Origin of the sequence: Natrinema salsiterrestre (assembly GCF_029502005.1) — an archaeon.
GTDB lineage: Archaea > Halobacteriota > Halobacteria > Halobacteriales > Natrialbaceae > Natrinema > Natrinema salsiterrestre.
Genome location: NZ_JAMQOT010000002.1, coordinates 380,156 through 398,707, shown reverse-complemented (window position 1 = coordinate 398,707; position 18,552 = coordinate 380,156). Strand labels below are relative to the sequence as shown.

16 protein-coding genes are annotated in these 18,552 nt (G+C 66.6%); 11 read left to right on the top strand and 5 right to left on the bottom strand.

What is annotated here, in order from left to right; translation table 11 throughout:
- The first annotated feature begins 54 nt into the window (after positions 1-54).
- The 8 genes from NDI89_RS07405 (at position 55) to NDI89_RS07370 (ending at position 8,984) form a co-directional block, all read left to right on the top strand.
- Positions 55-498, top strand: a complete 444-nt coding sequence (locus NDI89_RS07405) for a hypothetical protein (protein WP_277520878.1) — start codon at positions 55-57, stop codon at positions 496-498.
- A gap of 258 nt (positions 499-756) precedes the next feature.
- Positions 757-2,265 (top strand): permease, encoded by a 1,509-nt coding sequence (locus NDI89_RS07400; protein ID WP_277520877.1) that lies wholly within the window; start codon positions 757-759, stop codon positions 2,263-2,265.
- Between the two features lie 147 nt (positions 2,266-2,412).
- The gene (locus NDI89_RS07395; protein WP_277520876.1) at positions 2,413-3,783 is read left to right on the top strand and encodes a transporter; all 1,371 of its coding nucleotides are present in this window, start codon (positions 2,413-2,415) and stop codon (positions 3,781-3,783) included.
- Complete coding sequence (locus NDI89_RS07390) at positions 3,780-5,321, top strand: cytochrome c oxidase subunit I (protein WP_277520875.1); 1,542 nt, start codon at positions 3,780-3,782, stop codon at positions 5,319-5,321. The genes NDI89_RS07395 and NDI89_RS07390 overlap by 4 nt, the downstream gene beginning before the upstream one ends.
- Before the next feature lie 188 nt (positions 5,322-5,509).
- On the top strand, positions 5,510-5,836 hold the full coding sequence (locus NDI89_RS07385) for a hypothetical protein (protein WP_277520873.1): 327 nt from the start codon (positions 5,510-5,512) through the stop codon (positions 5,834-5,836).
- 85 nt (positions 5,837-5,921) lie between these two features.
- Entirely contained in the window at positions 5,922-6,311 is a 390-nt protein-coding gene (locus tag NDI89_RS07380) for a helix-turn-helix transcriptional regulator (RefSeq protein ID WP_277520872.1), read from the top strand.
- 157 nt (positions 6,312-6,468) lie between these two features.
- Positions 6,469-7,746, top strand: coding sequence for a Glu/Leu/Phe/Val family dehydrogenase (locus NDI89_RS07375; RefSeq protein ID WP_277520871.1), 1,278 nt, complete (start codon positions 6,469-6,471; stop codon positions 7,744-7,746).
- Positions 7,743-8,984 (top strand): hypothetical protein, encoded by a 1,242-nt coding sequence (locus NDI89_RS07370; protein ID WP_277520870.1) that lies wholly within the window; start codon positions 7,743-7,745, stop codon positions 8,982-8,984. The genes NDI89_RS07375 and NDI89_RS07370 overlap by 4 nt, the downstream gene beginning before the upstream one ends.
- 75 nt (positions 8,985-9,059) lie before the next feature.
- On the opposite strand, the gene NDI89_RS07365 is transcribed toward NDI89_RS07370, so the two are convergent.
- Positions 9,060-10,208 carry a helix-turn-helix transcriptional regulator gene (locus tag NDI89_RS07365; protein ID WP_277520869.1) on the bottom strand — a complete coding sequence of 383 codons (1,149 nt, stop codon included), beginning with the start codon at positions 10,206-10,208 and terminating at the stop codon, positions 9,060-9,062.
- A 172-nt stretch (positions 10,209-10,380) separates the two neighbouring features.
- Here NDI89_RS07365 and NDI89_RS07360 point away from each other — a divergent pair, with 172 nt between their 5' ends.
- Together NDI89_RS07360 and NDI89_RS07355 are read left to right on the top strand one after the other, a co-directional pair.
- On the top strand, positions 10,381-12,018 hold the full coding sequence (locus NDI89_RS07360; RefSeq protein ID WP_277520868.1) for a DUF7096 domain-containing protein: 1,638 nt from the start codon (positions 10,381-10,383) through the stop codon (positions 12,016-12,018).
- Complete coding sequence (locus NDI89_RS07355) at positions 12,015-12,764, top strand: DUF4897 domain-containing protein (RefSeq protein ID WP_277520867.1); 750 nt, start codon at positions 12,015-12,017, stop codon at positions 12,762-12,764. Before NDI89_RS07360 ends, NDI89_RS07355 begins: the two co-directional genes overlap by 4 nt.
- 78 nt (positions 12,765-12,842) lie before the next feature.
- On the opposite strand, the gene NDI89_RS07350 is transcribed toward NDI89_RS07355, so the two are convergent.
- Positions 12,843-14,867 (bottom strand): AMP-binding protein, encoded by a 2,025-nt coding sequence (locus tag NDI89_RS07350; protein WP_277520866.1) that lies wholly within the window; start codon positions 14,865-14,867, stop codon positions 12,843-12,845.
- 2 nt (positions 14,868-14,869) lie between these two features.
- Positions 14,870-15,727, bottom strand: a complete 858-nt coding sequence (locus NDI89_RS07345) for an SDR family NAD(P)-dependent oxidoreductase (protein WP_277520865.1) — start codon at positions 15,725-15,727, stop codon at positions 14,870-14,872.
- A 226-nt stretch (positions 15,728-15,953) separates the two neighbouring features.
- Between NDI89_RS07345 and NDI89_RS07340 the strand changes: the two genes are divergently transcribed.
- On the top strand, positions 15,954-16,667 hold the full coding sequence (locus NDI89_RS07340; RefSeq protein ID WP_277520864.1) for a helix-turn-helix domain-containing protein: 714 nt from the start codon (positions 15,954-15,956) through the stop codon (positions 16,665-16,667).
- A 350-nt stretch (positions 16,668-17,017) separates the two neighbouring features.
- Here NDI89_RS07340 and NDI89_RS07335 read toward each other — a convergent pair whose 3' ends face one another.
- The gene (locus tag NDI89_RS07335) at positions 17,018-17,782 is read right to left on the bottom strand and encodes an ABC transporter ATP-binding protein (RefSeq protein WP_277520863.1); all 765 of its coding nucleotides are present in this window, start codon (positions 17,780-17,782) and stop codon (positions 17,018-17,020) included.
- A complete protein-coding gene (locus tag NDI89_RS07330; protein ID WP_277520862.1) occupies positions 17,779-18,552 on the bottom strand; it encodes an ABC transporter ATP-binding protein in 774 nt (257 codons plus the stop codon). Before NDI89_RS07330 ends, NDI89_RS07335 begins: the two co-directional genes overlap by 4 nt.

Genomic DNA, 18,552 nt, shown 5'->3' with positions numbered 1-18,552 from the left:
TTTCTTACGTATCTAGATAGCTTATCAGTAGTCGGTTCATACGGCGGATGCGTCATGGCACGTGGTTCACTCACAGCCGCCGACTCGACTGATCGAGCGCCGTGGTACTGGTACGTTCTGATCGGCTATCCCGTCTTGAGCCTGTTCGGGATCGTTTCGCTCGCTCGCCTCACCCGGGGCGGCTCGGTTCTCGCCTCGAGTATGGGGAGCATCGGTCTCTTGATTCTCGTCGCCGCCGCAGGCGCGCTCGTGCTTCCCGCCATCTGGCGCGACGTCGAGTTCGTCGCGACCGAGAGCGACACCTGGCGTCCCGACAGGCAGGTCTACGTCGGTGCGGCGATCGCAGCGCCGCTGGCTCTCGGCGTTCTCGCCGGGCTGGTGGCCGGCTTCGGTATCGCGATCGCGGCCGCGGTCTTCACGTTTCTCCTGTCGACGGTGACGGTTTGCGTAACGTACCTCTACAATCGCCATCGAGAGATCGGGTTGTTGCGCCGCTGAAACCGGCCGGGTAAGCGACCCCTTTCCGAGCCCGATCGAACCGCAGGTCGACCACCCGTTCTCGGTGTACATTCTCTAGGTTTCGTCCGTATTTATACGGCACAAGCCATTGGTTATTATTGTTGGTTGGCCCGGACGACGCGCACCCGGCGCGGATGACATCCCGGCCCGACAGCACAGCCGCTACTATCCGCTTCCCGGCTGTTCAGGCGTTACTCGTCTATCCGTCGATACGCTGCGACCGCGCCGACATCCATTATGCTCTCAGTACTCCACGCCATCACCGACGCGTTCGGCCCCGTGCTCGCAGGCGGACGTCCGCTCGCATCGCTGGCGCTGACGGCGATCGACCGGGGACCGCTCCTGAACGGTCCGATTTCGGTAGCACAGTCGGTCGATCCCGGGATCGCTCCCCCGGAAGGCGGCGGGCTCGATCTCGCGGCCCGGCTCGTCGGCCTGCTCGGAGCCGTCGTTCTGGGCGTCGTCGAGGGCCTGATCATCGCGTTCGAGATGGCCTGGGACACCTGGTGGGCGCTCGTGCTCGGCTTCACGATCACCGGCGCGGTGCAGGAGTTCGTCGACGAGGACCAACTCACCGACTACCTCGGCGACGACGGCTGGCGGGAGGTCGGCTACGGCGCCCTGTTCGGGGCGTCCTCCTCGAGCTGTTCGTTCTCCGCGGTCGCGACGACGCGAACGCTGTTCACGAAAGGCGCGTCGGCCGCGTCCAGTCTCGGCGCGTTCCAGTTCGCGAGCACGGATCTCGTCCTCGAGCTCGCCCTCGTCGTCACGCTCTTGCTGGGCTGGCAGTTCGCCGCCGCGGAGATCGTCGGCGGGCTTGTCGCCATCCTCGTCGTCGCCGTGATCTACCGCCGGTTCGTCCCCGAGGCGTGGGTCGAGCGAGCCAGAGCCCACGCGCGGGCGCTCGAAGAAAACGAGTGTGCGACGTGCGGGATGGCCGCGGAGCCGACCGACGAGGAGACGCTCGAGGCGACCATCGAGGGTGAACGGCAGTACTTCTGCTGTGGGGGGTGTCGGAACGCGTACGATCCGGCGACCGACCGGGAGGCGGTCACCGCCGGCCCGGAACTCCTCTCGGGCGATCGCTGGCAGTCGGCGACCGCGAACGCGATCCGGGAGTGGGACATGCTCTGGCGGGACATCCTGCTGGGGTTCCTCATCGCCGGACTGCTGGCCGCGCTCGTGCCCACCTCGTGGTGGACCGCGCTCTTCGGCGTCGGTGCCGAGGGGAGCGTCACGCGACTCACCTCGAACGTCTTCCTCGGCGCCGTCGTCGGGGTGTTGACGTTCCTCTGTTCCGTCGGTAACGTCCCGTTCGCGCTCGTCCTCTGGCAGAACGGCGTCTCCTTCGGGGGCGTCCTGGCGTTCATCTTCGCGGACCTGCTCATCCTGCCGCTGGTCCGCACCTACCGTCGGTACTACGGCACCCGGATGGCCGGCGTCATCTTCGTCGCGTTCTTCCTCGCGGCGGTCGTCGCCGGCCTCGTCGTCGAACTCGTCTTCGGCGGGCTCGGCCTCGTCCCGCCACCCGGCGAAGCCGGCGGTACGATCTCCGGGACGTTCACGGCCCTCTTCAACGCGGTCGCCATCCCGTTCCTCGCGATCCAGGTCTACGTCGCCCTCGAGCGCGAGCAGCGCGTTCGAATCGGCAATCGACTCGCGCCCCACGTCGCGGGCGTCATCTATCACGTCCACAAGGCCCTCGAGCGGATCGCGTACGCGCTCGAGGATCGCGGGCTGAAATGAGAGACGCGTGATCCTGGCCCCGTTATCCGTCGAAAATCGACCAGTGTCGAGCCGATACGGTCGCTACCGACGTTTCCGGTTCCTACCGCAGTCCCAATCGATCGCTCGAGACGCCCACTCCTCCGCTGCTTCCCCACTCCAGCACTCATGACACCACACCCGAGAGACGCCGTCGAACGGAGCGATCCGGTCAGATTGATCTGCCTCGCAACGATCGTGTCGACCCACGGGCTGGTACGACTGGCCGAACGCTATCTCCCCGAGTTCCTGTCGGCGCTCGGCTACGGGCCGATCGTCGTCGGCCTGCTGGTGAGCCTCGGCCTCGGAACCGCCGTCGCCGCGTCGGAGCTCTCGAGCGCCGATCTCGGCGGCGACGCGACGCCGGCCCTCGAGTCGACGACGGTCGCGGTGCTGGCGGCGCTGCTGGCCGCGGTCGGCCTGCTCGCCTGGGCCGGCGCGCCGACGCTCGATACGCTGCTGGGAACCCCTCTGACGGCGCTGGGTTGGCTCGTCGTCGGCATCGTTCTCCTCCAGGCGTGGCACGTTCGTGGCCCGACGCGTCGGCTGTGGCCGACGGACACCCGCGCCGGGCCGCTTCCCTCGAGTGCGGCCGACGACGCCCACGCCCGATCGGACCGGACGGTACTCGTTCCCGACAAGCGGACGCACGTCGTCCTCGGTGCGCTCGGTATCGTCGCCGCAGCGGTGTTCGCGACGACTGCCGTCGCGAGCGCCGACAGCATCCGCGGCGGGTTCGCGCTCGTCGCCGCGACCGGCGCTGCGGTCGCGATCGTCGGCGCAGTCGCACTCGGGACGGTCGGCGTTCTCCCGTCGCTCTTCGGCGACCCATCGGAGCGGGAGGAGCGAACGGGCGTCACGTCGATCGACGTCGATCCATCGCTCGGGGTCGTCCGGCGCGCCGTTTCCCGGCTCCCCGACCGCCGGCGTTGGGCCGTCATCGGCGACGCGCTCGTCCGGGTCGCGATCGCGGGGACCGTCCCGTTTCTGGTCCTCCTGGTCGTCGATTATCGGGCGATCGGGCTCTCGATCGGCGGCCTCTCGCTCGCGCCCGCCGCCGTCTTCGGACTGTTCGTCCTCGCGGAGGCCGCGGGTGCCATCGCCGGTGCCGTCGCGTCCCCGACACTCGCCTCGCGCGTCGATCGGCGGCTACTCCTCGCGGTCGGTCTCGCCGGCCTCTCGCTGCTCCCGATGGCGCTCGTGGCGGCACCGGCCAGCGCCGCCGCCGTCGCCGCCCTCTTCGGGCTCCTCGGCTTTCGCACCGTGATCGAGCCGCTCCGACCCACCGTCGGCGCGAGCGCTCGAGCGGCTCCCGTCCCCGGCCCGCGGCTCCCCGACGAAATCCGAACGGCGGTCCGAGTCGCCGTCGTTCCCGCGCCGCTGCTCGGCGGGATCCTGTACGCCATCAATCCCCTCGTGGCCTTCACGGTCGCGACGACGGTCGGCCTGCTCGGCGTCCGCGAACTGGGTCGCGCGTTCTCGTTCGGACGGGATGCATGACCCGAGCGTCGACGCCGCGACGCGCGCTCGAGGGAGCCGGCGATCCCCTCGCGGGGCTCTCGAGCGTCGGTCACCGGCGGCTCGCTCGCTGGCACCTCGCGCTCGCGCTGGTGATGGGGCTGTGGGGCGGGCTCGACGCCCTGTTCCTCCGAACGGCGCTCGTCACGCCGGGGCTCGAGCAGTGGCCGGCCGAGACCTACAACGCCTTCTTCACGACCCACGGGCTGACGATGCTGTTCCTGTTCGTGCTGCCGGCGATCTGGGGGTTCGCGTACGCCGCGGTGCCCCCGCTGATCGGGACCGACGACCTCGCCCACCCCAATCTCGCCGTCTGGGCCTTCTGGCTGCAGGTGCCGGCGGCGCTGGCGGTTCGATCGGGAACGATCGGCGGTATTCTCGGCGTCGCCGGACTCGAGCCGATCGCGAGCGGGTGGACGCTCTACCCGCCGCTGAGCGTTCTGTCACCGAATCCGGCCGTCGATGCGTTGCTCGTCGGCCTCCTGCTCGTCGCGGTCGGCACCGCGGCGACGGCGGTGACTCTCGTCGCCACGATCCAGCGGCGTCGCGAGATCCGGTGGCTCGACGTCGACACGTTCACTTGGACGGTGCTGACGGCCGGCTGGATGGCGCTGGTCGCCTTCCCGGTGCTGGCGGCCGCGATCGCACTGTTGCTCGCCGACCGAACGCTCGGCACCGCGTTCCTCCTCGGCGGCCGCGGGCCGCTGGTCTGGCAGCACCTGTTCTGGTTCTTCGCCCATCCGCTGGTGTACGTGCTGGTGTTACCGCCGATGGGAATCGTCGGCCACGTCCTCCCGCGCTTCGCCGGTCGGCGACTGTTCGGCCGCCGGTCGTCCGTGTACTCGACGCTGGCGATCGGCGTCGTCTCCTTCACCGTCTGGGCGCACCACATGTTCGTGACCGGCGTCGGCCCGTCGGTTCGGACCGTCTTCATGTTCACTACGCTGGCGGTGGCCGTGCCGAGTTCCGCGAAGCTGTGTACGTGGCTCGTGACGCTCTGGGGCGGCTCGGTTCGGTACAGCGCGCCGATGATCGCGGTGCTGGCCGCCGTCGGTTTCTTCGTCGTCGGCGGCGTCACCGGCGTCTTCCTCGCCGTCGTCCCGATCAACGTCCGCTACACCGGGACCTACTACGTCGTCGCGCACTTCCACTTCCTGCTCGCGGGCTTCGTCGGCCTCTCGCTCGTCGCCGGCGCGTACTACTGGTACCCCCTGCTCACCGGTCGGCGCCTCGAGCCCGGCCTCGCCCGCCTGCACGGCTGGCTCACGATCGTCGGCGTCGCGGTGACGTTCGGTGCGCTCCTGTTCGTCGGGCTCGCACAGCTACCCCGGCGGGTCGCGACCTATCCGGCGGTCTACGCGCCGCTTCAGCAGCTCGCGACCGTCGGCGCGTACGTCATCGCGACCGGACAGCTCGCGTTCCTCCTGAACCTCGGTCGATCGCTGTGGGTCGGCGACCCAGCTCCAGACGATCCGTGGGACCTCGAGGACGGTCCCTCCCACGCGCGCGAATGGCGGTAGAGTTCGGCCCGTGAGAGGGCCGGGCTCGCCGCCCGCGCGGTCGGCGGATGCCAATCCGATCATCCACCGAGCGAACCGACGACTGACGAGTATCAGTCGTACCGCGAGCCGACCGGACGGACGCATCGATTCCGACCACCGCAGTTGCGCGCAGTCGGACCACCTTCGTGACACTCTAGATTACCACCATGTCAACAACGACAAGTACTGACGTCGCACTGATGCTGATCCAACTGATCGCGATCACGATTCCGTCGACCGTCGTCCTGGTCAAACAGTTGCGCCGATCGGACAACCTCAAGTGGCGGTTCCGGCAGTTGAGCTTCGGCCTCGTGGGCTCGTGTATCGCGCTGTTGATCACGGGCGCTATCACCGTCCTGTCGTATTTCATCGTCCAATTGCAACTCCCGAACATCATCTACGCCGGACTCCTGCTCGTGATCCTCGGCCTGCTCCCGCTGGGAGCGTTCGTCGCCGTTCTCTATCGAGAGCATCGGAAAGAGTTCGGTCCCTGAAGCCGCTCGCTACGCTCGGATCCGGCCGGCTGCGGGTTCGATCCCCGCGCGTAGCTTCGGCGGCTTCGCCGCCGATATCGAACCGATGTCCAATCACACGTCACAGAATACCGACGACGGTGGCGAATCGACCTCCGACGACCGGACCGAACGGCGCACCCGCGAGATCACGGATCCTCGTCCGCTGACGAATCTGACCGGCTTCAAACGGGATCAACTGTTCGTCATTCGGATGCTCGCGGACCGCAATCCCCACGGCCTCGTTATCAAAGACAAACTCGACTGCTACTACGACGAGGAGATCACGCAAGGGCGACTCTACCAGAACCTGGCGGAGCTGGTCGACGAAGGCTACGTCGAGAAACTCCCGGTCGACGGCCGAACGAACGCCTATCGACCGAGTGAGCGCGCGAACGAGCGACTCGAGGAACACTACGAGTGGGAGCGGCGCTGTCTCTTTCGTGAGCTCCCATGAGAGAGTCGTCGGCGGTTGCGGCCGGCAACGGCCACGGCCGGTCGTTTTCTTTCGATCACGGGCGGGTCGGTCGCGTCGACTGATCCGCCCGCCGAGACGTCGCCGGTCCCGATCGATCGACCCGCTCGGCCGATCTGACGTGCGTACTCGATCCACAATGACCAGAAACACCACCAGCGACGAAATCAGTCGAACAGATCCCGATCTCGATGCCCCGTGGACGTACGCGACGACCGCCGCGGATCGGCTCTCGCTTCCCGACGAGATCGAGCAGCGGATCCTGTATCCCGACCACCGCCAGCGGATCACGGTTCAGTTCGAGCGCGACGACGGCTCTCTCGGCGTCTGCGACGGCTATCGCGTCCGCCACGACGACGTTCGCGGCCCGTACCTCGGCCCGCATCGGTACGCCGCCGACCTGACCGGCAACGATTGTGCCGGGCTCGCGGCTGCGGCGACCGTCAGCGCCGCGCTCGCCGGCATCCAGTTCGGCGGTGCGGCGGGCGGCGTCGCCGTCGACCCGACGACGCTCTCGCGGGACGAACGCGTCCGGCTCACTCGGTCGTACGCGGGCAGTGTGACCGGCGTCGGACCCGACAGCGATGTCCTAGTTCCGGACGTCGGGACCGACGAGCGGACGATGGCGCGGTTCGTCGACGCCGCCGCCGACCGAGTCGACGGACCCCGAAACGCGGCGGTCGCCGGCAAACCACCCGCCATCGGCGGCTTCCGAGAGATGCCCAGGGCGGGCGGGGACAGTATCGCGCACGTGACCCGGGACGTCCTCGAGACCGACCACGACTGCCCGCTGTCGGACGCGACGATCGCCGTCTACGGGGCCGGAACCCTCGGCGCGACGGCCGCCCGCCTGCTCGAGTTCCGGGGCGGCACCGTCGTCGCGATGTGCAGCGATCAGGCCGGACTCACCGCTTCGGGCGACGAGAACGGACTCGACACGGATCTCGTCCCGAGCTACCTCGAGCGACCGGGTGCCCTCGCCGAATACGACGACGGAACGATGATTGGCACACAGGACGTCCTCCAGCAGGATGTCGATGTCCTGCTCCTCGCGGCGCCTGCGACCGCGGTGACCGCCCAGAATGCCGACGCGATCCGGGCGAATATCGTCGTCGAAGGTGCGACCGGTGCCGTTACTCCCGGCGGTCAGCGCGTCCTCGAGGATCGCGGAATCACCGTCGTTCCGGACGTCCTGGCGACGGCCGGAACGATGGTCGCGGCTCACCTCGAGTGGGTCCAGAGCGTCGGTCGCGACCGGCTGAGCGACGCTCGCGTGAGCAACGAGTTCGGCTACGCGCTCACCGAGGCGATCGACGACGTCCGAGACCGTCGCGAGCGGTGTAACCTGAGCTGGCGCGAAGCAGCCTACAGCGTCGGCATCTCCCGCGTCGCGGCCGCCCACGAGGTGGTTCGATGATCGATCCGCTCGAGGAATCCGGAACGAACGCGCTCGACTGGCTCAAGCGACTTATACCAATGAACTCGAACGAAGACGGTACGACGAGCGGGACGCACAGCGACGACTCCCGATCCGACGGGGGAGAGAACACCGCCGAGGGACGCGCTCGTGGCGACGGCAGCGACGGAGACGGGAATCGTCGCAGTTGGGTAGCAGCCGAGTCCCCGACCTCGCGAACCCTGCACGGCGTCGCCCACGGACAGGACGGCCCGTACGCGTGCGGCGAGGGCGGCATCTTCCTCCACCGGACGTCGGACGGATGGCGGACGCTCCTCGAACGGGGGCCGGGCGTCTCGGACAACACGCTCCGGTCGATCGCCGCGACCGACGACGGCTGTCGGCTCTGGTTCGCCGGCGACAGCGGTGCGCTCGGGTTCTACGACGTGGCCGACGGCCATCTCAGCGACTACTCCGCGCCAATGGAGAAGACGAGCACCTGGGAAGCGATCGCCGTCACCGGAGAGACCGGCGAGGAGCGGGTCCGCATCGCGAACGGATCAGGGGAGGTCCTCGACTGCACCGTCGAGGACGGCTGTCCCGTCTGGGGAGACGTCGTCAAACCCGGCGGCGGATCGACGATCCCCGGCGTAACCGCCGGTCCGGACGGGTTCTACGCCGTCGATACCAGCGGCGGCGCGTACCTCGAACGACCGGACGGCGAGTCGACGGAGAGCGCATCGACGGACGCCGATTCGGCGGCCGACTCGACGACCGCCGAATCCGCCGACGACGACGCGGCGGATACCGAACCCAGCGGGGAGGACGCGGCGAACGCGTGGGAACGGATCGGCGTCCGCAACGCACAGGTCGACTTTCAGGACGTCTGGGCCGGCGAGCAATCCATCTTCATCGCCGGGTCCGACGGCATCGCCTACCGGTTCGACCCGGACTGCGAGAACTGGACCCCGCTCTACGTCGGGCAGGGAGCGCTCCAGACGATCCGATCCGTCGGGGCCGACGCGGTCGCCGTCGCGACCGGCGGGCGGATCTACGAACGAGCCGAGAGCGTCCGCTGGACCGAACTCGAGACGCCCACCGACAAATCGCTGCTGGACCTCGCGCTCGCCCGCTCGAGTAGCGACGTCGACGGCGGCCTCGGGACCGTCCCCGTCGACGTCGTCGTCGGTGCCGGGGGGACGATCCTCGAGCGCGATCGGCGGGATCGTTCGAGCACCGGCGAACAGCGCGTTGACTGAGTGCGATCGTCACGATGGGATCCGATTCCCTCGGGGGCGATCGCACTCGACGTTCGCGTCCGACTGCCGACCGAATCAGTCCCCGTTTTCGAGCAGATCGATCACGTTTTCGCGCCCGATCCGGAGTTTTTCGACCGCGTCGTCGTCGGCCATTCCCGAGAGGACCCGCGAGGTCTTCGACGCCGACCACTCGAGTTCCTCGGCGATCGCGGCCTGTCGCATTCGGCCGTCGTTTCGCTCGAGGAGCGTCCGAACGCGATCCTCGTCCGTCGCGAGGTCGGCCGTCGGCGATGCGGGACCGCTCGCTGCCGTCCCCGCCGACTCGTCGCCGTCGCGCTCCGGTCCGACGCCGTCGTCAGTCTCGGTCGCGGCGGGGTCGGTCGCCCCATCGGTCGGTACGGGGAGGCTCGAGCGCAGCCGCCGACGGAGACCCAGTTGTGACGTGACGAACACGACGATCGCGGCGATCGCAACGAGCAGGATACCGCCGCCGACCACGAGCGGCATCCCGCCCCACGAGTTCGTTCCCTCGCGGTCGCTATCGACGGTCGAGTCGGCCGGCTCGAACCGGACCGTGGGACGGTGATCGGCGAAGCTTTCCGGCCCGGCCCAGACGACGGTCGTGCCGTCACGCTCGTCCGGTGGCGGTGCCGTCGCAGTCGGCGTGTACCCGTTCGGCGGGGCGATCTGCAATCGGTCGGCGTCGTCGAGATAGAACCCGCCCTCGAACACGTCACCGACGACGACTTCGCCGCCGTCGACCGCGCCGAAGTTCGTCCACGCGAACGAGTACGTGACTATTCCCCACTGTCTCGGAACCTCCTGAACGGACGTCTCCGCCCGAAACGACGACGCCGTCATGTTCCGACCGGTGGATTCCGCCGCGTTCGAGACGACGCCGGTCATCCGCCGTTCGAACTGCTCGACGTAGGTCTCTCGATCGGTACGGAACTGCTCCTGGAAGGCCTCGTAGTCGTCTACCTCGGAGTCGTTGGCGAGGCGCGTCCGGACCGTCACCGACCAGTGAGCGGTGCCGTTCTCGTCCAGCGCGATTCGCGTCACCGTCGTATCGGCGTCCGGCGTTTCGGCCGCTGTGATTGCCTCCCCGTCGTCGATACTTGTCGGCTCGGATTGGCCGATCGACGCCGTCGCCCCGAGCGGAACCGCCCCCAGCGTGAGTATTACTGCGAGAATCACGACGGTGCGATCGAATGCTGTACTCACGGTCACCACTTATTTTCGAGAGGGGTCGTATAAGGATACTGTCTTGAACGCTGCAAACCGCCGCAAATCGCTGCAAACGACCGCACGAACTGAATCCGACTCGTGCAATTCGGTAGGAGCCGATGCCACGATCGATCCGGTTTATGTCTGATACGTTCCGAGGCGTGATCGGATGATACCCCGACGACTACTGATCGCCTTGCTGGCGATCGCGCTCTGTACGAGCGTCCTCGGCCCGGCGGTCGCCGCCGGGACGGTGGCGCAAGACGAGACGAACGGCGACGACACTACCGACAACACCGTGACCGTGACGACCGGCGCGCAGCTGTCGACGGTCGTCACCGCGACGAGCGACGAAGTTCGGACCGACTTCGAGAACACGGTGTTCGAGCAACGCATGGAGCAACGGAACGACAGTGACCGCGCAACGGCGATCGCGGACCGTGCGGCGGTCCTCGAGAACCGGTCTGCAACCCTCCAGGCGGAGTACGAGGAAGCCACTGCCGCCTACGAGGCCGGTGACATCGACGAGTCGACGTACGCCCAGCGACTCGCGTCGCTGAACGCGCGAGCCCAGAGCGTCGTCTCGAGTTACGATCGTCTCGAGGACAGCCTCGAGTCGGTCGACGAGGTCGACCGTCGCACTGCCGGCGTGACGCCGTCCGAGCTCGCGGACGAGCGAGCGGCGGTGGCCGAGCTCACGAGCTCCGGCACCGACGCGCTGCTCCAGCAGTTCACCGGTGAAGCGCGCGGGAGTGCGGAGATCGAGGTCGACGGCGGCCTGTCGATCGAAGTCGAGAACGAGGACGGCGAACGGAGCCGCGAGTACGAGCGGCCCCGCGACGGGAACGGATCGCTGGTGCTCTCCCAGACGGAGGCGCTCACCGCAGCGACTGACGCCCTCTCCGACGTCGGCGGAAACAGTAGCTGGAGCCTCGTCGAGACCGAAACCGACGACGACGGCGTCTACGAGTTCGAGTTCGCGCTGACGGGAACCGAAACCGGCGAGGCCGAAGTCAGCGTCGACGGCGAAACGGGAACCGTCTTCGAACTCGAGGAAGAGATCGAAGCTCGAGAGGCAGAGGAAGACGAGGACGATGACGACGATAGTGACGAGCGGGAAGATGAAGACGACGATACCGACGAGCGGTTGGTTATTCTCGTCGCGTCCGGATCGGCAGGACCCGGCGAAGAGGTGACGCTGCGAGTACTCGCGGACGGACAGCCGGCAGCTACCGTGACGGTCACCGTCAACGACCGGGCCGTCGGCGAGACGGACGGCGACGGCGAACTCACCGTCACCCTGCCACGCGGCGAGGCCGATATCGAAGCCGAACACGGCGATGCCGAGGGCGAACGAGAGTTCGAATTCGGCGACGATTCGGACGAGCTGGGCGATGACGCCGAATCGCAGTTCGACGCCGAGGCGACGATCGACAACGGAACCGTGACCGTCTCCGCGACGTTCGATGGCGGCCCGGTCGAGGGTGCCGACGTCATCGCAAACGACGAGCCGGTCGGGACGACCGGGGACGACGGCACGGTTTCGTTCGCCCTCCCCGCTGATGCGGACGAACTCGACATCGACGTGGTTCGGGGCGAACTCGAGACCGAGCTCGAACTCGAGTTCGAAGATGAAGACGAGAACGAGGACGAAACGGAAGACGAGAACGAGGACGAAACGGAAGACGAGGACGAAGACGAAACGGAAGACGAGGACGAAGACGAAACGGAAGACGAAGACGAGGACGAAGCGGAAGACGAGGACGAAGCGGAAGACGAAGACGAAACGGAAGACGATGACCGATGAATCGAGGCCCGAATGGACTTCAATTCCGGCGGCTGGGTGCGTCCACGTCGCGGCTCTTCGCCGTCGTGGTGGTCGCGCTCCTCCTGACCGGAAGCGTCGTCGCAACGGCCGATAGCGCGAGTGCGATCGACGCCCACTCACAGGAGACGGGCTCGGACTCGGCGTTCGTGGTCGCCCTCGAGGACGACGGCGACGCGACGGTGACCGTCGCCGTCACCTTCGACCTGACCGACGAGGCGGATCAGGCGGCCTTCCGGTCGCTCGAGGAGAACGAAACGGAACGGAGCGAACTCGAGTCGCGCACCGAACGCCGATTGCGGTCGGTCGTGGCCGGCGTGGCCGACGAAACCGACCGAGAGATGGCGATCGAGGAGGCTGGCGTCTCCTTCGAAACGGACGAGGGGACCGATCGCGGTATCGTCTCCGTCTCGGCAACCTGGCGCGGGTTCGCAGCCACCGAAGACGGGCGGCTGACCGTCGCGGAACCGTTCACGAGCGGGTTCACGGCGGAGCAGGCGGTCGTCCTCGAGCTGCCCGACGGATACGCGCTCGCGGAGTCGACGCCGGAGCCGTCGGAGCGTGCTGACGGACAGGTCAGCTGGGATGCGACCACCTCTCTCGACGGGTTCGAGGCAGTCATCGCCCCGTCGGATGGGACGAACGACGGTGACTCGCAGCCCGGATTCGGACTCGGTGCGGCAGTGATCGCGATCGCTGGCGGTGCGTGGGTCCACTGCCGCCGGTGAAGGCGGTTCCCCGCACGGAAACCGAACCGTACTACCCCTGTTCGGTCCCCGCTGAATGCGGCCCGATTTCCTGTTCGTCTATCGCGCGTCCTCGAGTTCCTCCAACGCGCCCGGATTTTCGATACTGCTCATGTCGCCGAGATCCTCGCCGGTGTAGGTCGCCTGAATGGCCCGGCGGATGATCTTGCCCGACTGGGTCTTGGGGAACTCGTCGACGAACAGCACTTCGCGCGGGCGGAACGGTTTGCCGAGTTCTTCACCGACCTGTGCGCGCAGTTCCTCGCGGAGGTCGTCCGTCTCCTCGACCCCGTCCTCGAGGACGACGTAGGCGACGACGGCGGTCCCGGTGGTGTCGTCGGGCGCGCCGATGGCGGCGGCCTGGTTGACGGCCGCGTGGTCGATGAGCGCGCCTTCGACCTCCGCCGGCCCGACCTTGCGCCCGGCGACGTTGAGGGTGTCGTCGGCCCGTCCGTGGAGGAACCAGAAGCCGTCCGCGTCCTTCTGGGCCCAGTCGCCGTGATCCCACATGTCCTCGAACGTCGACCAGTACTCCTCGAGGTAGCGCTCGTCGCCCGACCAGAGGGATTTGGTCATCGAGGGACAGGAGTCGCGAGCGACGAGGTAGCCCCGTTCGTTGTCCTCTCTGACCGAGTTCCCCTCGCGGTCGACGACGTCGATGTCCATCCCGAGCCCGGGGCCGCCGAGCGTGCAGGGCTTGAGCGGCTCGGTCGGCATCGGCATCAGGAAGCAGCCGCAGATCTCGGTGCCGCCGGAGATGTTGATGATGGGGGCGTCGCCGCCGCCGACGTTTTCGTGGAACCAGTGCCAGGACTCGGGATCCCAGGGCTCGCCCGTGGAGCCGAGGATGCGCAGACTCGAGAGGTCGTGGCCCTCGAGCCAGTCGTCCCCGTGCTTTCGCAGCGCGCGGATCGCGGTCGGCGAGATGCCGAACTGGGTGAGCTCGTGCCGGTCGATCATCTCCCAGAAGCGGTCCGGTTCGGGGTGGTCGGGTGCGCCCTCGTACATGAAGACCGTGCCGCCGAAGGTGTGGGTCCCGATCAGGGACCACGGCCCCATCATCCAGCCGATGTCCGAGACCCAGAAGAACCGGTCGGCGGGTTTGAGGTCCATGCCGAAGTAGACCTCCTTGGGACACTGGACCTGGACGCCCGCGTGGGTGTGGACGATCCCCTTCGGCTTGCCCGTCGTCCCCGACGAATAGAGGAGCATCGACTCCTGACTCGAATCGAGCGACTTCGTCTCGTAGTCGTCGTCCGCCCCCTCGACGGCGTCGTCCCACCACTCGTCGCGGGCGTCGGTCCACGGGATTTCGCGTTCGCTGGTTTTACTGCTCGAGCCCAGTCGGTCGAAGACGATCGTGTGCTCGACGTGCCCGGCTTCCGCGATCGCCTCGTCGGCCGCGGACTTGAGGAAGACTGGATCACCGCGGCGGTAGAAGCCGTCTCCCGTGAACAGCACGGAACACTCCGAATCCGCGATCCGGGTCGCGGCCGCGTCCACGCCGAAGCCGGAGAAGATCGGGACCGCGATCGCACCGACCTTGAAACAGCCGTAGAGGATCGAGACGACCTCCGGCACCATCGGCATGTAGAGCCCGACCGTGTCGCCGGTCTCGACGCCGCGCTCCTCGAGCGCGTTCGCGACCTGATTCGCCTGCCGGTGGAGTTCGTGGTAGGTCACCTCCCGGACGTCGCCGTCCTCGCCCTCCCAGATGGTCGCGACTTTGTTCCGGCGCTCCTCGTCGACTTCGGCGTGGCGATCGACGACGTTGTGAGCGATGTTGAGTTCGCCGCCGGGATACCAGTCGGAGAACTGCGGCCCGTCGCTGTCGTCCCGAACCTCGTCGTACGCCTCGTAGAACTCGATCCCGAGGTAGTCGACGAGTTCGTCCCAGAACCAGTCGACGCCGCTGTCGGGCTCGCCCTCGACGTCCGTCGTCGTCCGCTCGATCAGTTCCTCGTAGTCGTCGATCCCGTACGTCTGCATGAAGTCGTAGACGTTCGTCGACTCGACGAACTCCTGACTCGGCTCGTGGACGATCTCGTCGATGTCCTCGAGACTTGGGCTGGTGTTTCCGGGCATATTCACTCGTAGGTTAGACTCATGCCACCATCAAACAACAGGTCGCCGCCGTCGAGGTGTCGGCCCAGATCCGAGAAGCCCAGCAGGAAGAGATTGGCGACGTCGATCGGTTCCATCATCTCCGTGACGCGGGACTGGCCGAGCATCACGTCTTCGATCACCTCGTCGACGCTGATTCCGCGTTGTTCGGCGGTGTCCTCGAGCTGGGCCGTCACCAGCGGCGTCTTCACGTAGCCGGTACTGACCGAGAACGAGCGGATCTTCCCCTCGCCTTCGGCGGCGATCGACTGCGTGAGCCCGCGCAGGCCGAACTTCGAGACGTTGTACGCGACCTTGTCGCCGGTGACGTAGTGGCCGTGGACCGAGCACATGTTGCCGACGCAGCCCTCGCCGTCCTCGGTCTCCCGAAAGTGGGGAATACAGAGCTTCGAGAGATAGAGCGGCGCACGGAGCATGACGTCGTGCATTCGATCGTAGGCCGCCATCGGAAACTCGTCGATCGGATCGATGTGTTGCATCCCCGCGACGTTCGCGAGATACGCGAGATCGCCGAGCCGAGCGGCATCGTCGACGATCCGCTCCAGGTCCTCGTCGTCAGTGAGATCACCGGGAATCGATTCGATCGTCCCCTCGAGGTCGAGCTCTTCGCCGCGGTCGATCGTCCCCTCGAGACCCGCTTCGTCGACGTCCGTCGCTGCGACGGTGAGTCCGTTACCGGCGGCAGCCAGCGCGGTCGCCCGGCCGATACCCGAGGCGGCGCCCGTCACCAGACAGACGTTGCGCTCGGTAAACGAGTCGTCGGGGAACGTGTAAATCTCGTCCCGAGAGACTCTCGGTGGCGTCACGTGATTCTGAGACATTGACACGGGTAATCAGTAGCACACTGCGATCTAAAACACCGCCATTAACATATCAACCGTGACCGTTCGAACGGCCATTCGTGAGACGGGACACTGAGTGACCAAACGATTATTTATTTCGCGAACCAGTCCCGTAATCAATTCATAAAACCGACTTCGTGATGGTGTTGTGGAAATATAATACCAAGTATTAAGACATAGTATGTCAGACTCTCCCTATCCGGCTATGATCGACCTCGATATCGATATGCGGCAGTACGACTGTCCGTTTATCGATACGACGGACGATGTCGATATCGCGTTCTCCGCCGTCCAGTGGCAACTCGACACCGACGCCGAAAAACTCGAGACGCGTCTCATCGCCAAGACGGACTCGAGAGGGGCGCTCGAGGACGGCCTTCGGGCGCTTCGGGAGCACCCGAACATGACGAACTGTTACATCCTCTCGAAGCGGGATACCACGGCGGAGATCGGCACGAAGATCGAGGAGACGAACGCTATGCGGACGATTCAGAACAACGGCGGTTACATCACCGGCCCCTTCCAGATCGAGGACGGCCGGGAACGGTGGCACGTCGGCTTCGACGCGGACGAAGACGAGGATCGGGCGCTCGCGGCGCTCGAGCGGCACAACGATTTCAGCGTCGAGAATCGCGACCAGTTCGGCCCGTCGACGCTGTTCGATCTGCTCGAGAACTCCGAGAGCGCGATGCAGTTACTCGATGGCTGTCGATCGCTGACCGACACCGAACGCGAAACGTTCAGGGTCGCGTCTCGGAACGGCTACTACGAGACGCCGCGGGAGACGACGCTCGACGAACTCGCGGACCACTTCGATATCTCGAAGACGGCCGTTTCGATGAATCTACGCCGGAGCGAGCGAAAGGTGCTCGATGGAGTACTCGGCGCGATCGAGCGGATGGACGACGACCAGTTCTGAGAGCCGTGGCCGGACCAACCGGTCGATCGACCGCCTTTTGAGACTGTGGTCGACCGATGGGGGCCGGGCGTGTCGTCGGCGCGCGATACGCAGCGCTCAGTCTGGCCCGAGCTGCCACCGAACAGCTGTCGTACGCGCCGCTTCGGGGTCGACATCTCGGCGGACAGGAACTGCGAGTACCCCTACCCACTGTCCGCCTTCCTACCGAATCGGTCAGGTGTCGGGATAATACGCTTTGTGGATCGGTTCGGTTTATCGACACTATTGCCGCGAGGTCGGACCGACCACTCGAGCGGTGATCCCGTCGAAAACGGATCGGATATCCGGAGGAAATCTCGACGGCGACCGGATTACTCGCCGCCGCCCTGCATGAGCATCTGGATCTCCTCGTCCGAGGAGAGCGCCTCGGGATCGCCGCTGTCGACGATCTCGCCGCGTTCGATCACGTACATCCGGTCGACGATCTCCGGAACGTGGCTCGCGTTCGACTCGGCGATCAGCACCGAGATATCTCGGTCGATGATCTCGTGAATGTAGGACTTGACGTTCTCGACGACGACCGGGGCCAGCCCCTCGAGCGGTTCGTCGAGGATGAGCAGATCGGGCTGGAGCGCGAGCGCTCGCCCGATCGCGGTCATCTTCCCCTGGCCGCCGCTCAGATTCTGTACTTCGGCGTCGCGTCGATCCTCGAGTTCGTCGAAGAGTTCGAAGATTTCCTCGACGAGGGCGTCCTCGTCCTCGACGCCGCGCGCCTCGCCGGCGGTCCAGATCGGGAGCCGGAAGTTCTCTTCGACGGTCATTCCGGTGAAGAGGTCGCGGCTCTCCGGCTGGTATCCGATCCCACGCTTGGGGATCAGTTCGGGCCGCATGTCGAGCAACTCCTCTCCGTGCAGCCGGATCGAGCCGTTGGCGACCGGCGTGAGCCCCATGATCGATCGGAACGTCGAGGTCTTGCCGGCACCGTTGCGACCGACGAGTGCGACGGCCTCGCCCTCGTTGACCTCGAGGTCGAGCCCGTGCGTGACCTCGAACCCCTCGACGGTGGCCGAGAGGTTCGACACTTCGAGCAGCGGACTCGACGGGTCCCTCCGGTCGTCGGAACCGGGGGCGCTCATTCGTCCACCCCCAACAGCACTCGGCGGAGCTCCGAGTCGGTCTCGAGCAGGGAGGGATCGCCCTCCCGGAAGACGCGCCCCTCGTGGAGGACCACGAGGCGGTCCGCGTACTCCTTGACGAGGTCCATGTCGTGTTCGATCGTCACCGTCGTCACGCCGTCGGCCTCGCTGGCCTCGACGATCGTCTCGATGACGTACTCCTTCTCGCGCGTCGCGACGCCGGCCGTGGGTTCGTCGAGCAACAGATAGGTCGGGTCGAGGCCGAACGACATGGCCACGTCCAGCAGTTTCCGATCGCCGTGGGGGAGCGTCTCGGCGACCTCGTGTTGCACGTCCTCGAGACGGAACTGCGCGAGCAGCTCGTCGATTTCGCGCTCGACGTCCTCGTGACCGTCGTCGACCGAGCGCATGCTCAGCGTCTTGTCGTGCTTCGAGAGGACGGCGATGCGAACGTTCTCGCGAACGGTCATCTCCTCGAAGACGTGGACGATCTGGAAGCTCCGGACGAGCCCTTCCCCGACGCGGTCCTCGGGGGCCATCCCCGTGATGTCTTCCTCGACAGTGCCGCCGTTTTCCTCCCTGTGAACGACGACCGACCCTTGGTCGGGCTCGAGTAGCCCGGTCAGCAAGTTGATCAGCGTCGTCTTGCCGGCCCCGTTGGGGCCGACGATGAACACCATCTCGCCGTCGGTCTCGCCGAAGGTCAGCGAGACGTCGTCCGTGGCGCGCAGTTCTCCGAACTCCTTGCGAAGATCTCGTGCTTCGAGCAT

Coding starts and splice junctions, on each gene's coding strand:
- NDI89_RS07380 (WP_277520872.1), top strand. CDS start 5,922: ATGTCCAATCACACGTCACAGAATACCGACGACGGTGGCGAATCGACC.
- NDI89_RS07345 (WP_277520865.1), bottom strand. CDS start 15,727: ATGTCTCAGAATCACGTGACGCCACCGAGAGTCTCTCGGGACGAGATT.
- NDI89_RS07355 (WP_277520867.1), top strand. CDS start 12,015: ATGAATCGAGGCCCGAATGGACTTCAATTCCGGCGGCTGGGTGCGTCC.
- NDI89_RS07370 (WP_277520870.1), top strand. CDS start 7,743: ATGATCGATCCGCTCGAGGAATCCGGAACGAACGCGCTCGACTGGCTC.
- NDI89_RS07350 (WP_277520866.1), bottom strand. CDS start 14,867: ATGCCCGGAAACACCAGCCCAAGTCTCGAGGACATCGACGAGATCGTC.
- NDI89_RS07330 (WP_277520862.1), bottom strand. CDS start 18,552: ATGCTCGAAGCACGAGATCTTCGCAAGGAGTTCGGAGAACTGCGCGCC.
- NDI89_RS07375 (WP_277520871.1), top strand. CDS start 6,469: ATGACCAGAAACACCACCAGCGACGAAATCAGTCGAACAGATCCCGAT.
- NDI89_RS07360 (WP_277520868.1), top strand. CDS start 10,381: ATGATACCCCGACGACTACTGATCGCCTTGCTGGCGATCGCGCTCTGT.
- NDI89_RS07405 (WP_277520878.1), top strand. CDS start 55: ATGGCACGTGGTTCACTCACAGCCGCCGACTCGACTGATCGAGCGCCG.
- NDI89_RS07400 (WP_277520877.1), top strand. CDS start 757: ATGCTCTCAGTACTCCACGCCATCACCGACGCGTTCGGCCCCGTGCTC.
- NDI89_RS07340 (WP_277520864.1), top strand. CDS start 15,954: ATGATCGACCTCGATATCGATATGCGGCAGTACGACTGTCCGTTTATC.
- NDI89_RS07390 (WP_277520875.1), top strand. CDS start 3,780: ATGACCCGAGCGTCGACGCCGCGACGCGCGCTCGAGGGAGCCGGCGAT.
- NDI89_RS07385 (WP_277520873.1), top strand. CDS start 5,510: ATGTCAACAACGACAAGTACTGACGTCGCACTGATGCTGATCCAACTG.
- NDI89_RS07395 (WP_277520876.1), top strand. CDS start 2,413: ATGACACCACACCCGAGAGACGCCGTCGAACGGAGCGATCCGGTCAGA.
- NDI89_RS07335 (WP_277520863.1), bottom strand. CDS start 17,782: ATGAGCGCCCCCGGTTCCGACGACCGGAGGGACCCGTCGAGTCCGCTG.